14 protein-coding genes are annotated in these 12,573 nt (G+C 70.9%); 7 read left to right on the top strand and 7 right to left on the bottom strand.

Translation table 11 applies throughout. From position 1 onward, the window contains the following. Nucleotides 1-259: 259 nt before the first annotated feature. The 4 genes from ACIBI5_RS19745 to ACIBI5_RS19730 form a co-directional block, all read right to left on the bottom strand. Nucleotides 260-1,549 (bottom strand): hemolysin family protein, encoded by a 1,290-nt coding sequence (locus ACIBI5_RS19745; RefSeq protein ID WP_397248632.1) that lies wholly within the window; start codon nucleotides 1,547-1,549, stop codon nucleotides 260-262. After that, complete coding sequence (gene ybeY, locus ACIBI5_RS19740; protein WP_397248630.1) at nucleotides 1,546-2,022, bottom strand: rRNA maturation RNase YbeY; 477 nt, start codon at nucleotides 2,020-2,022, stop codon at nucleotides 1,546-1,548. Before ybeY ends, ACIBI5_RS19745 begins: the two co-directional genes overlap by 4 nt. A 46-nt stretch (nucleotides 2,023-2,068) precedes the next feature. Then, nucleotides 2,069-3,106: a PhoH family protein gene (locus ACIBI5_RS19735; RefSeq protein ID WP_397248628.1), complete on the bottom strand. Its 1,038-nt coding sequence runs from the start codon at nucleotides 3,104-3,106 to the stop codon at nucleotides 2,069-2,071. 97 nt (nucleotides 3,107-3,203) lie between these two features. Further along, a complete protein-coding gene (locus ACIBI5_RS19730; protein ID WP_397248626.1) occupies nucleotides 3,204-3,548 on the bottom strand; it encodes a histidine triad nucleotide-binding protein in 345 nt (114 codons plus the stop codon). A 230-nt stretch (nucleotides 3,549-3,778) separates the two neighbouring features. Here ACIBI5_RS19730 and ACIBI5_RS19725 point away from each other — a divergent pair, with 230 nt between their 5' ends. Together ACIBI5_RS19725 and ACIBI5_RS19720 are read left to right on the top strand one after the other, a co-directional pair. Further along, nucleotides 3,779-4,324 carry a SigE family RNA polymerase sigma factor gene (locus ACIBI5_RS19725; RefSeq protein ID WP_184967323.1) on the top strand — a complete coding sequence of 182 codons (546 nt, stop codon included), beginning with the start codon at nucleotides 3,779-3,781 and terminating at the stop codon, nucleotides 4,322-4,324. Continuing rightward, nucleotides 4,321-4,965: a hypothetical protein gene (locus ACIBI5_RS19720; RefSeq protein ID WP_397248624.1), complete on the top strand. Its 645-nt coding sequence runs from the start codon at nucleotides 4,321-4,323 to the stop codon at nucleotides 4,963-4,965. The genes ACIBI5_RS19725 and ACIBI5_RS19720 overlap by 4 nt, the downstream gene beginning before the upstream one ends. A 4-nt stretch (nucleotides 4,966-4,969) precedes the next feature. Here the strand turns inward: ACIBI5_RS19720 and ACIBI5_RS19715 are convergent, their stop codons facing one another. The 3 genes from ACIBI5_RS19715 to hrcA are packed head-to-tail and all read right to left on the bottom strand — an operon-like array spanning nucleotide 4,970 to nucleotide 7,894. Beyond that, the gene (locus ACIBI5_RS19715; RefSeq protein ID WP_397248622.1) at nucleotides 4,970-5,701 is read right to left on the bottom strand and encodes a 16S rRNA (uracil(1498)-N(3))-methyltransferase; all 732 of its coding nucleotides are present in this window, start codon (nucleotides 5,699-5,701) and stop codon (nucleotides 4,970-4,972) included. A gap of 28 nt (nucleotides 5,702-5,729) precedes the next feature. Beyond that, on the bottom strand, nucleotides 5,730-6,869 hold the full coding sequence (gene dnaJ / locus ACIBI5_RS19710; protein WP_379616629.1) for a molecular chaperone DnaJ: 1,140 nt from the start codon (nucleotides 6,867-6,869) through the stop codon (nucleotides 5,730-5,732). An 11-nt stretch (nucleotides 6,870-6,880) separates the two neighbouring features. Beyond that, on the bottom strand, nucleotides 6,881-7,894 hold the full coding sequence (hrcA, locus tag ACIBI5_RS19705) for a heat-inducible transcriptional repressor HrcA (RefSeq protein WP_379616627.1): 1,014 nt from the start codon (nucleotides 7,892-7,894) through the stop codon (nucleotides 6,881-6,883). Nucleotides 7,895-8,037: 143 nt separating this feature from the next. On the opposite strand from hrcA, the gene ACIBI5_RS19700 reads away from it, so the two are divergent. The 5 genes from ACIBI5_RS19700 (at nucleotide 8,038) to ACIBI5_RS19680 (ending at nucleotide 12,559) form a co-directional block, all read left to right on the top strand. After that, nucleotides 8,038-8,937 carry a hypothetical protein gene (locus ACIBI5_RS19700; protein ID WP_397248620.1) on the top strand — a complete coding sequence of 300 codons (900 nt, stop codon included), beginning with the start codon at nucleotides 8,038-8,040 and terminating at the stop codon, nucleotides 8,935-8,937. A gap of 17 nt (nucleotides 8,938-8,954) precedes the next feature. Then, nucleotides 8,955-9,764 carry a DUF3097 domain-containing protein gene (locus ACIBI5_RS19695; RefSeq protein ID WP_397248618.1) on the top strand — a complete coding sequence of 270 codons (810 nt, stop codon included), beginning with the start codon at nucleotides 8,955-8,957 and terminating at the stop codon, nucleotides 9,762-9,764. Then, nucleotides 9,761-10,489: a DUF4870 domain-containing protein gene (locus ACIBI5_RS19690; protein ID WP_397248616.1), complete on the top strand. Its 729-nt coding sequence runs from the start codon at nucleotides 9,761-9,763 to the stop codon at nucleotides 10,487-10,489. The genes ACIBI5_RS19695 and ACIBI5_RS19690 overlap by 4 nt, the downstream gene beginning before the upstream one ends. Nucleotides 10,490-10,571: 82 nt before the next feature. Beyond that, nucleotides 10,572-12,179, top strand: a complete 1,608-nt coding sequence (locus ACIBI5_RS19685; RefSeq protein WP_397248614.1) for a hypothetical protein — start codon at nucleotides 10,572-10,574, stop codon at nucleotides 12,177-12,179. Continuing rightward, on the top strand, nucleotides 12,176-12,559 hold the full coding sequence (locus ACIBI5_RS19680; RefSeq protein WP_397248612.1) for a hypothetical protein: 384 nt from the start codon (nucleotides 12,176-12,178) through the stop codon (nucleotides 12,557-12,559). The genes ACIBI5_RS19685 and ACIBI5_RS19680 overlap by 4 nt, the downstream gene beginning before the upstream one ends. Nucleotides 12,560-12,573 lie beyond the last annotated feature (14 nt).

The raw sequence follows: 12,573 nt of genomic DNA, 5'->3' as shown, positions 1-12,573 counted from the left end.
ATACGACTTTGTACGACTTCCCAGGCCCTCCCACCTGCGAAAACCCACCCACAAGGCGGCAACCCCGGAGCCGCGCCACCCCGAGCCCTGACCCCACGGGCAAGCGCCGCCAAGGGAGGCCGCGCCCGTCCTGGCCACGTGCCTCCCGACGGCGTCCGCCAAAGAGGCCGCGACCCGTCGAGCCCGCGCCAAGGTGGGCGACCCCGCACCCGCGCTGCCGAAGAGCACGGTCCGACCTCGGTGGATGAGGAGGGTGGGGTCAGTCCTGTTCGGCGGAGGCGGGGATGGGTTCGCCGGACTCGGGGCGGACGCGGCGTACCACCACCGTGCTGATGCGGTTGCGGCGCCCGGCCAGGCTCTCGGCGGTCAGCTCCAGCCCCGCCACCCGCGCCTGCGACCCCGCGATGGGAACCCGCCCCAGCGCGTGTGCCAGCAGCCCGCCCACCGTCTCGACGTCGTCCACCTCGATCTCGGTGTCGAACAGCTCGCCCAGCTCGTCCACCGGCATCCGCGCCGTCACCCGCATCGCGCCGTCGGGCATGGCCTCGACCCGGGGAGCCTCCTGGTCGTACTCGTCGGTGATCTCGCCGACGATCTCCTCCAGGACGTCCTCGATGGTGACCAGCCCGGCGGTACCGCCGTACTCGTCGATGACGATGGCCAGGTGGATCTGGCGCGCCTGCATCTCGCGCAGCAGCTGGTCGATCGGCTTGCTCTCCGGCACGTACGTGGCCGGCCGCATGATCGACTCGACCTTCTCCGTGCCCTCGCCGCTCTCGTGCACGCGCCGGGTGATGTCCTTGAGGTACGCGATGCCGATCACGTCGTCCTCGTTCTCCCCCACGACAGGGATGCGCGAGAACCCGCTGCGCAGGTGGAGCGAGAGGGCCTGGTCGAGCGTCTTGCCGCGTTCGATGAACACCATGTCGGTGCGCGGCACCATGACCTCGCGCACCAGCGTGTCACCCAGCTCGAAGACCGAGTGGATCATCTCCCGCTCGTCCGGCTCGATGACCCGCCGCTCCTCGGCCAGGTCGACCAGGTCGCGCAGCTCCGCCTCGGAGGTGAACGGGCCCTCGCGGAAACCCTTGCCGGGCGTGAGCGCGTTGCCGAGCAGGATGAGCAGCTTGGGCAGCGGACCGAAGATCTTGGTGAGGCCGTAGACGACGGGGGCTCCGGCCAGCGCGATCGGCTCCGCGTGCTGACGGCCCAGCGTACGGGGAGAGACGCCGACGATCACGTAGCTGACCACGATCATGACGGCGGCGGCGCTCACGTACGCCCAGCCCTGATCGCCCTGAACGTCGATGAACAGCAACGTCACGATCACGGTGGCGACCAGCTCGCAGCTCAGCCTGAGCAGGAGCAGCAGGTTGAGCGAGCCGGACGGGTCGGTGACGATGTCCTGCAGGCGCTTGGAGCCTCTCCTGCCCTCGCGCACGAACTCCTCCGCCCGCACCCGGGAGATGCGGGTCAGCGCCGTCTCCGCACTGGCGATCAGGCCGGCGATCACCACGAGGAGGATGGCCAGAGGCAACCAGGCGTTCACCGCGGGGAGCGCACCTCTTTCCACGACGCGAGAAGCTGGGCCTGCAGCCCGAACATCTCCTTGTGCTCCTCAGGCTCTGCGTGATCGTAGCCGAGCAGGTGGAGGATGCCGTGGGTGCACAGCAGCTCCAGCTCGTCGGCGGCGCTGTGGCCGGCCTCGGCGGCCTGCCTGGCCGCGACGGGCGGGCACAGCACGACGTCGCCGAGCAGGCCGGGCTCGGCCGGGCCCTCGGAGTCGCCGCGGGCGCCGCCGCCGGGACGCAGTTCGTCCATCGGGAAGGCGAGCACGTCGGTGGGACCCGGCTCGCCCATCCACTTCTCGTGGAGGTCGGCCATGGTGTTCTCGTCCACGATGAGGAGGGACAGCTCGGCGAGCGGGTGGATGCCCATCTCGCCGAGCACGTGGGTGGCGAGGGCGACGAGCGTCTCGTCGTCGACCTCGTCACCCGACTCGTTGTTGATCTCGATGCTCACGCGCCCTCCTTCGCCGGGCGCGCGAGCGGGAGATCCGGTAGCTCTCTCATCGCCTGGGCCCCCGCTGCTGCTTGACCGACTTCAGCTCCTGCTGCTTCAGCACGTCGTAGCGGCCGTAGGCGTCGACGATGTCGCTGACGAGCCGGTGGCGCACCACGTCGACGCTGGTCAGCGTCGCGAAGTGGATGTCGCGGATGTCGGAGAGGATGCCCTGCACGACGCGCAGGCCGCTCTCGGTGCCGGAGGGGAGGTCGACCTGCGTGACGTCACCCGTCACCACGATCTTGGAGCCGAAGCCCAGCCGGGTCAGGAACATCTTCATCTGCTCGGGCGAGGTGTTCTGCGCCTCGTCGAGGATGATGAAGGCGTCGTTGAGTGTACGGCCGCGCATGTACGCCAGCGGCGCGACCTCGATCGTGCCCGCGGCCATGAGCTTGGGGATCGTCTCGGGGTCGAGCATGTCGTGCAGCGCGTCGTAGAGCGGCCGGAGATAGGGGTCGATCTTCTCGTAGAGCGTGCCGGGCAGGAAGCCCAGCCGCTCCCCCGCCTCGACCGCCGGCCGGGTGAGGATGATCCGGTTGACCTTCTTCTCCTGAAGCGCGCGGACCGCCTTGGCCATGGCCAGGTAGGTCTTGCCGGTGCCGGCGGGGCCGATGCCGAACACGACCGTGTGCTTGTCGATGGCGTCGACGTAGCGCTTCTGGTTGGCCGTCTTGGGGCGGATGGTCCGCCCCCTGGAGGACAGGATGTCGAGCGACAGCACCTCTGCGGGCCGCTCGGAGGTCATCTTCATCATCGCGATGCTCCGCTCGACGGCGTCGGGCGAGAGCTCGCCGCCGTTGCGCAGCACCTCGACCAGCTCCTCGAACAGGCGCACGACGGCGCCGCTCTCGTCGGGGGTCCCGGTGATGGTGATCTCGTTGCCCCGGACGTGGATGTCGGCCCGGAAGGCGCCCTCGATGACGCGCAGCAGCTCGTCACGGGAGCCCAGGAGGCTGACCATCGGGTATTCGTCCGGGATCAGCACCTTGGCCTGAGTGCGCGAGGGAGGTGCCGTGCGTCGGGATTCGTGTAGTTCGGACATGGGTCAGGCCCTCGGGCCTGATGCCTCCCGGTCTTAATTCGGGTGTACTTCTCTGGCCCCATCGTAGCCGGGAGTGGCCCGCGCGCTCGCGTCAATATCAGCCGGGAGGCCAGGTCAGGTTGCGCCCGCCGAGAACATGCGCGTGCACGTGGAAGACGGTCTGCCCCGCACCGGCCCCGGTATTGAACACGACGCGGTACCCGGTTTCGGCCACCCCTTCCTGCACGGCGACCGCGTGGGCGGCTTTCAGCACGTCGTCGGCCAGCCCGTCGTCGGCCACGGCCAGCGCCGCGGCGTCGGGGTGGTGCTCCTTGGGGATCACGAGCACGTGGGTGGGCGCCTGCGGGTTGATGTCACGGAAGGCGAGCGTGCGGTCGCTCTCGTGGACGACGTCGGCCGGGATCTCCTTGGCCACGATCTTGCAGAAGAGGCAGTCGGTCACGGGAGTAGCCTATCGAGGCGACCCGTTGCCAATCGGTAATCCTGCGTACCGTGCGCCGGAAGATCCACGCGGTTAGGGTGTGTGTGCGACACTTCAGCACAAAAGACGATTCAGGCTCGGGCGAGGCCACCTGGCGAGGACACGACTGGGTAATGCATCCCAAGGAACCGGGAAAACCTCAAGAACCGGATGAGCGTAAACCCGCAGGGAAGGCCGAGCGTCCCATTGATGTGACCACCGAAACCCTTCTGGCCGACAGGTCGCTGGGGGCGGTGCCGGTCGGATGGGACGCCGACGTGGCCGTTACCGCGCTGTACAGTGCGCACTTCCGGTCATTGGTTCGTCTCGCCGTGTTGCTCGTGCGCGACATAGCAACCGCGGAGGAAGTCGTGCAGGACGCGTTCGTCGCCATCCATGGCGCCTGGCGCAGACTGCGTGACCCCGACAAGGCACTCGCCTACCTGCGGCAGTCTGTCGTCAACCGGTCCCGTTCCGTTCTGCGTCACCGAGCCGTCGTGGAGAAGTACGCGCCCAAGGGCCTGCCAGACGCCCCGAGCGCCGAGAACGGCGCCATCGGCGAGCTGGAGCGCTCCGCAGTCATCGAGGCATTACGCGCGCTGCCGACCCGGCAGAGAGAGGCCCTTGTCCTTCGTTACTACGGGGATCTGTCCGAGGCTGAGATCGCCCATGCCATGGGCATCAGCAAGGGCGCGGTCAAGAGCCACACCGCCCGTGGCATGGCCGCCTTGCGATCCGTCCTGGAGAAGATGTCATGACCCAGCCGCCCGACGAGTACGGCGACATTCTGCGCCGTGTGCTCCGCGCGGAGGCGGACGCGGTCGTGCCGTCTCCGGAAGGTCTGGAGATCATCCGCGGCCGCATCGAGCGGCGGGGCGTGCGCAGCGTGTTGTGGTGGCGCATCGGCGCCGCCACGGTCAGTGCCGTACTGGTCGCGGGCACCGTCGTCATGGTGGTCCCCTCACTCAGGGAACGGGTCATCACGCCCACCCAGATCCAGCCGGTGGAGGACTCGACCGTCCCGCCGGACAACTCCTCCACCAACCGCCCTCAGGACAAGCCCAGCCCGAGCAGGTCGGAGCCGGCGATCCTGCCCGCCGACCCGACGCCCACGCCGACGTCGCCCGGACAGGCCACCGAGTCGGCCAAGTCGACGGCGAAGCCGTCCCCGAGCGGCAGCGTCACCCCGACGCCGACGCCCTGCCCGACCACTCCGGAAGAGGAGGCCGCGCCGCGCGAGGACTGCCCCACGGCGTCGGCCAGTCCCACGCCCTCCGGCCCCACTGACACGCCCATCCCGTCCGGCAGCTGCCCGCCGGAGGAGTGCCCGCCGGACGACCAGCCGCCCGCGCCACCCACCGACCTGACGACGCCGCTGACCTCCAACCAGGTGAGCTGAGGTCTCACCAGCGCCCCGTGCGCGCCATCAGCACCGCCGCCGCGGCCACTCCCGCGGTCGAGGTCCGCAGCACCGTGGACCCCATCAGCGCCGGTACGGCTCCCGCCGCGACGAACCCGGCCAGCTCGCCTTCCGAGATCCCGCCCTCGGGCCCGACCACGAGCACGATCTCCCCGCCGGCGGGCAGGCTCACCCGCGACAGCGGCTCCGCCGCCTCCTCGTGCAGCACGAGAGCCAGCGCCGCCCGTCCGAGCAACGCCTCCACCTCAGCGGTGGAGGCCAGATCGGCCACCTCGGCTCCGTGGAAGCGCCGTGCCTGCTTGCCCGCCTCCCGCGCGGTGGCGCGCCACTTGCCGAGCGCCTTGGCGACCTTGTCGCCCTTCCACTGGGTGATGCTGCGCGCGGCCGCCCAGGGCACGATGCGGTCGACACCGGCCTCGGTCATCATCTCGACGGCCAGCTCGCCCCTGTCGCCCTTGGGCAGTCCCTGGACGACGACCACGCGTGGCGCGGGAGCCGGGACCTCGTAACGCTTGAGCACGTCGAGCAGCAGCCGGTCCTTGAGCGCCTCGCGCACGACGCACTCGGCCACCGCTCCGTCGCCGTCGGTGAGGTCGACCCGCTCACCCGCCCGCAGCCGCCTGACGGCCGCCGCGTGGCGGCCCTCCGGGCCGTCGAGCACCGTCTCATCGCCGCCGAACGTCTCGCGCCCGGCCAGGAACACAGGAACGCTCATGGCCGCCTCCGCTCGCCGTACAAGGAGGTCAGCGGCCGTTGAACGCGTCTCGCAGGCGGGAGAAGAAGCCCTGCTGGCCCGGCGCGAACTTGCCGGGCGGGCGCTCCTCCCCGCGCAGCTTCGACAGCTCGCGCAGCAGCTCCTCCTGGGCCGGGTCGAGGCGGCCCGGCGTCTCCACGTTGACGTGGATGAGCAGGTCGCCGCGGCCGGAGTCGTTGAGGCGCTGCACGCCGCGGCCGTACATGGAGATCACCTGGCCGGACTGCGTGCCGGGGCGGACGTCGACCTCCTCCGCGCCGTCGAGCGTCTCCACCGTCAGCACGGTGCCGAGGGCGGCGGCGGTCATCGGGATCTGGACGGTGCAGTGGAGGTCGTCACCGCGCCGCTCGAAGATCTCGTGCGGCCGCTCGACGATCTCCAGGAAGAGGTCTCCGGGCGGGCCGCCGCCGGGGCCGACCTCGCCCTCTCCGGCCAGCTGGATGTGGGTGCCGTCCTCGACGCCCGCGGGAATGCGGACCTTGATCGTACGGCGGGTGCGCACCCGGCCGTCGCCCGCGCACTCCTGGCAGGGGTTGCGGATGATGGAGCCGAAGCCCTGGCACTGGGGGCACGGCCGCGAGGTCATGACCTGGCCCAGGAAGGACCGGGTGACCTGGGAGACCTCACCCCGGCCGCCGCACATGTCACAGGTGTCGGGGTGGGTGCCCGGCGCCGCGCCGGCGCCCTGGCAGACCTCGCAGACCACGGCCGTGTCGACGACCAGTTCGCGCGTGGTGCCGAACGCCGTCTCGCGCAGGTCCAGCTCGACGCGGATGGTGGCGTTGCGCCCCCTCCTGGCACGCGAGCGGGGGCCGCGCCCGCCGCCCGCCGTACCGAAGAAGGCGTCCATGATGTCGCTGAAGGGGAAGCCCGCACCGAAACCGGCCGCTCCCGCGCCCGCGCCGGCGGCGGCGAAGGGGTCGGCGCCAAGGTCGTACATCTGGCGCTTCTGCGGGTCCGACAGCACCTCGTACGCCTGCGTGATCTCCTTGAAACGCTCCTGCGTCGCGGGATCGGGGTTCACGTCCGGGTGCAGCTCACGGGCCAGCCGGCGATAGGCCTTCTTGACCTCGTCCTGACTGGCGTCACGGCGCACCCCGAGGGTGCTGTAGTAGTCGCTGTTTGCCACTTATCGACCTCTTAAGAAGCAGCCAGGATCTGGCTGACGTAGCGTGCCACTGCGCGCACGGCGCCCATGGTCACCGGGTAGTCCATCCTCGTGGGGCCGAGGACGCCCAGCCGGGCCAGTTGGTTGTCGCCAGAACCGTATCCGGTGGCGACGATGGACGTACCGTGGAGATAGGGGTTTTCCGCTCCGATGCGCACGGTGAGCGCGGTCGGGGTGTCCGTTGTCGTCTCGCCGAGCAGGCGCATGAGGACGACCTGCTCTTCCAGCGCTTCGAGGACGTCGCGCAGGCCGATGGTGAAGTCGGCGCCGGCCAGGTTGGCCGCACCGGCGAAAACGATCTTCTCGTCGTGCCGTTCGACGAGCGTCTCCAGCAGGACCGACAGAATCGTCGCGACGACCGGCCGGTCCTCCACCGGAAGCCGTTCCGGCAGATCGGCCACCAGGTCGGGCACCTCGGCCAGCCCGCACCCGTCGAGACAGGCGTTGAGCACGGCGCGCAGGTGCGCGATCCGGGGATCCTCGATGACCTCGGGCAGTTCGACGACGCGCTGCTCGACCCGGCCCGTGTTGGTGATCAGCACGAGCATGATCCGCCGCTCGCTCAGCGGCACGAGCTCGACGTGACGCACGCTGGAGCGCGTCAGCGTCGGATACTGCACCACCGCGACCTGCCTGGTCAGCTGCGCCAGCAGCCGCACCGTGCGGGTCACCACGTCGTCGAGGTCGACCGCGCCGGCCAGGAACGTCTCGATGGCCCTGCGCTCGGCCGTGGACAGCGGCTTGATCTGCGAGAGGCGGTCGACGAAGAGCCGGTAGCCCTTGTCCGTCGGCACCCGGCCCGCGCTGGTGTGCGGCTGGGTGATGTACCCCTCCTCCTCCAGCGCGGCCATGTCGTTGCGCACCGTGGCCGGGGAGACCTTGAGGTTGTGGCGCTCGGCCAGCGCCTTGGAGCCCACCGGTTCGTTGGTGGACACGTAGTCCTCGACAATCGCGCGGAGGACCGCGAGTTTCCTGTCGTCGAGCACGTGTGCACCTCCTACCTCTTCCCTTGGGAAACGCCAGGTCTGGCACTCGGTGTTCCCGAGTGCCAAGTGTACGGCTCTCACCCACAAGGTGCGATAACCCTCGTGCTAGCGGACGGCAAGCCGGTACGGCCACACTTGCCGGTATGAGTGATGATTTCCGGCAGGGTGGAGGATGGCAGCCTCCTCAGCAGCCTCCGTACGAGCCTCCGCCGCAGGGTGGACCCCCGTACGGCCCCCCGCCGCAGAGCGGTCCCCAGTACGGGCCTCCGGGCGGCCCGCCGTACGGCCAGCCGCCGTCGGGCCCCCAGCAGGGCCAGCAGCCCTCAGGTCCCCAGTACGGCCAGCCGCCGTCGGGCCCGCAGTACGGACAGCAACCCCAGTACGGACAGCAGCCCCAGTACGGCCAGCCCCCCTTCGGCCAGCAGCCCCAGTTCGGGCAGCAGCAGTTCGGCCAGCCCCCCTACGGCGGCGCGCCCCCGTTCCCCCCGCCGGTGGACGGCAAGCGGCTGCGCCCGCCCCTGTGGCAGATCGCCGCGGCCTGGGGCGTGGCCGTCGTGTTCGTGATCGCCGGCATCGCGCTGTTCGCGGGCGGCGTGACCAGCGGCGTGAGCGGCGCCGCCCCGAGCAAGACGTTCCAGCCCGGCCAGCCCGCCACGGTCACCATCGACCCGGCCGACCGGCCCGCGCTCTACCTGTCGCGCGGCACCCAGGTCAGCTGGGAGTGCCAGATCAACGGCAACGCCAAGCTCGTCACCACTCCCGTGAACCAGACCGTCGAGCTCAACGGCACGAGCTGGGAGCTGATCGCGCTGGTCAACGCCCCGGCCGCGGGTGACTACCAGATCAGCTGCACGATCGAGCCCGACGCGCAGACCCGCTTCGGCGTCGGCAAGGACCTGGCCTCCGCGGCCGGCGGCATCATGGGCGGCGTGGCCGCGCTGTTCATCCTGCCCGCGGTCGGCGTGCTCATCGCGGTGGTGTGGACGGTCATCGTGCTGGTGCGCCGCAGCGGCCACCGCAAGCGCCTCGCGATGGGCGGGTGATTTGCTACGGTCCCCGTGTGTACGACGGTGATGTGCTCGCGGGGAACTGGCGGCGTCCGGGCAAGGGCAAGATCCCTCAGGTCCCGGCGGATCCCGACCTGGTCGTGGAGGACGCCGACAGCGGATTCTGCGGCGCCGTGGTGGCCTGCGACAAGGAGGCCGTCACGCTGGAGGACCGCTTCGGCAAGCGCCGCCTGTTCCCGCTCGCGCCCGCGGCGTTCCTGCTGGAGGGCAGGCCGGTGACGCTGGTGCGGCCGGTCGCCCCGGCGGCGGGCGGGACGAGGCGCAGCGCGTCGGGCTCGATCGCCGTCGAGGGCCTGCGCGCCCGCGTGGCCCGCGAGAGCCGCATCTACGTCGAGGGCGTGCACGACGCCGCCCTCGTGGAGAAGATCTGGGGCCACGACCTGCGGGTCGAGGGCGTGGTCGTGGAGTACCTGGAGGGCGTGGACGACCTGCCCGCCATCGTCGCGGAGTTCGGCCCGTCCACCGGCAGGCGGCTCGGGGTCCTGGTGGACCACCTGGTGCCCGGTTCCAAGGAGAGCCGGATCGCCGCCCAGGTCAGCTCGCCCGACGTGCTGATCGTCGGGCACCCGTACATCGACATCTGGCAGGCGGTGAAGCCGTCCGTCCTGCGGATCCCCGGCTGGCCGGACGTGCCGCGCGGGGTACCGTGGAAGGAGGGCGTGATCGCCGCTCTGGGTTGGCGGGTGGAGCCCGCCGCGGCGTGGCGGCGCATCCTGGGCGCCGTCTCGACCTTTTCCGACCTCGAGCCCGAGCTTCTCGGCCGGGTCGAGGAGCTGATCGACTTTGTCACGGAGGCATCATGAGCCAGGACCATCCCCAGCCTGACGACGACTCCACCCGCCGGGTGGAGCGCTCCGACATCCCCGACCACGCCCAGCCGCCCTCGGGAGGCTACGGTCAGCAACCTCCGGGTGGCTACGGTCAACAGCCCCCGAGCGGATACGGCCAGCAGCCTTCGGGAGGCTACGCTCAGCAGCCCCCCAGCGGGTACGGCCAGCAGCCGCCGGGCGGATACGCCCAGCCGCCCTCGGGAGGCTACGGCCAGCAGCCCTCAGGCGGGTACACCCAGCAGCCGCCCTCCGCCGACTACCCCTACGGGCAGCAGCCGTCGGGCCCCCAGGGCTACGGCTACCCCCAGCAGCCCCCGCCCGGCTACGGCTACCCGGCGGCCCCCCAGCCCCACACCCCCGGCATGTACGGCCCGCGCCCCGGCACCGACGACACCACGATGGCCATGCTGTCCCACCTGCTGGGCCTGCTGGTCTCCTGGATCGGCCCGCTCGTCATCTACCTGATGAAGAAGGACGAGTCGCCCTACGTCCGCGACCAGTCGGCCGAGGCGCTGAACTTCCAGATCACGATGTTCATCGGCTACATCGTCTCCTTCGTCCTGACGATCGTCATCATCGGCTTCCTGCTGCTGCCGGTGGTCTGGATCGTCTCGCTGATCTTCCACATCCAGGCGGCCATCGCCACCAACAAGGGCGAGAACTACCGCTACCCGATCAGCATCCGCATGATCAAGTAATACGGAGAATCACGGTTCGATCACTCTCCGGAATGATCCCAGCTCCCCGGGTGACGATGGACGGGTCACTCACGGGGAGGTCATGGTGCACGAGCGCCTGCGCAACACCACCAGATACCTGGCAGCCGCCGCCTACCTGGATCCCGGCTTCCGCGACCGGGCGCTGTACGCGCTGATCGAGCGCCGCCACCACGCGGTGGCGCCGTCGGTCGGCGGCTTCGACCTGGGCCCCGTGCTGCGGCACTGCCTCTACTCGCGGTCGCTGCTGACCTTCAGGGAGGCCGCGGTCACGGTGATGCTGCTGCTCGCCCTGCTGTTCGACTTCCAGGCCACGACGCCGTGGCTCACGGTCCTGGGCGCGCTGGCGGCCTTCGCCTCCGGCGGGTTCGGCAGTCTGGGGCGGCGCAGGCGGCTGAGTCCCGTCCTCGTGGCCGGTCTGGTGGTCGGCTTCTTCGCCCTGGTGGTCGTGCCCGCGCTGCTGCTGACCAGATATCTCGGCGCGAGCGGCTCGGGGATCGAGGAGGACAGCGGCTCCGGCTGGATGGCGCCCCTGATGCTCCTGGCCGCCATCGCCACCGTGCTGGCCTACCGGGTGCGCGTCTACCGGATCCTGTCGGAGCGGCTGCGGCCGGGCGCGGGCCGTACCGGAGCCGAGGCGGGCCCGCGGATGACGGAGGTCAAGCTCGCGCAGCACGGCAACCTGACGCTCTACTCCGGCGAGAACCCGTTCGTCGGCGCGGGCGAGCTCGTGCGGGCCTGGACGATCGCGGCCGAGCTCGACCGGCGCACCGGCGACGCGGGCCGGGCGCCGGCCATGGTGGACGCGGTGGACCTGCACGAGTTCGTGGGCGAGCGGCTCAGCCAGATGCGCACGGCCGCCGAGCCCGCCATGCCCGTCCACCTGGACATCCTCGACCACGTGATCGCGCAGGGCCGCCTCAACCAGCTCCACGGCGAGCACCCGCTCCTGCACGGCACCCGGCCCCGCTACCACCTCGGCGACCGGGAGCTCCAGGCGGTGATCCGCAACCCGCAGTCGGGCGCCCGCCACTACCGCTGGATCGTGGTCGGCACCAGCGGCGCGGCCGTCACCGACGTCGAGGGCGAGGAGGTGCTGCCCGCCGAGGACCGCGACACCACCGTGTCGATCTTCATCCATCTGGCCGTCGAGGGCCGGATGCTCTACACCGAGTTCATCGTGACGGCGCTGCCGCCCGTGCGCGGCGCCTACCGGGTGGTGGACGAGCTGCCCAGGGAGGCCGGCGCGGCGCTCGTGCTGGCCGCGCTCAGCCGCGCCCCGCTCGCGCTGGCCCGCGACGTCGTCGGCGCGCCCGCCCGGCTGCTGCGGCGGATCTTCATGGCGATGCGGCTGCCCGAGGACCCGGACAAGTACGTGGTCTACGACTACGGAGCCAGGGTCAGCCTGCGCGAGGCGGGGGCCGAGCCGCGCATCAACACCTTCCTCGAAGGGCTGGACGCGTTCAAGTACGCCAAGCTCGTGGAGGAGCGGCTGAACAACGCGGTGCTGGACTTCCTGGAGCAGCGCGGCGTGGACACCGCCGCGTACCGGCAGCAGATCGCCGCCGTCATCAACAACGGCACGGTGGTCAACGGCGGCACGTTCAACGGATCCAACATCGGCGGCCAGGGCGCGCAGTTCGCCGCGCCCGCCGGCAAGGGGGCCGCGTGAGCACGCCCGACCCGCGGGCGCCCAACTACGGGACGGTCGTCAGCGGCGGCACGTTCACCGGCAGCAACATCGGCGGCCAGGGCTCGGTCTTCCAGTCCGGCCAGGCGCGCTCCGTCCCGCGGGAGGAACTGGAGCGGCTGCGGAGTCAGGTGGAGGCGCTCCTGGCCCTCGTGCGGGCGCACGAGGCCGAGCTGCCACAGGCCCGGCAGGCCCGCCGCGACCTGGAGGAGGTGCTGGCCGAGGCCGAGGCCGAACCCGGGGAGCGCGACCCGGCCCGGGTCACGGCCGCCCTCGACCGGCTCGGCACCCGCCTGGCGCCCGTCACCGCCCTCGCCGCCGCGCTGGGCCCGATCGCCGACCTGGTCGCCGCCCTCCTGTGACGCCGCCTCCCTGG

Source organism: Nonomuraea sp. NPDC050540, assembly GCF_044457485.1.
In the GTDB taxonomy this organism is placed as follows: domain Bacteria; phylum Actinomycetota; class Actinomycetes; order Streptosporangiales; family Streptosporangiaceae; genus Nonomuraea.
The sequence above is the reverse complement of the archived record's forward strand: the minus strand, read 5'-3'. Positions and strand labels throughout refer to the sequence as shown.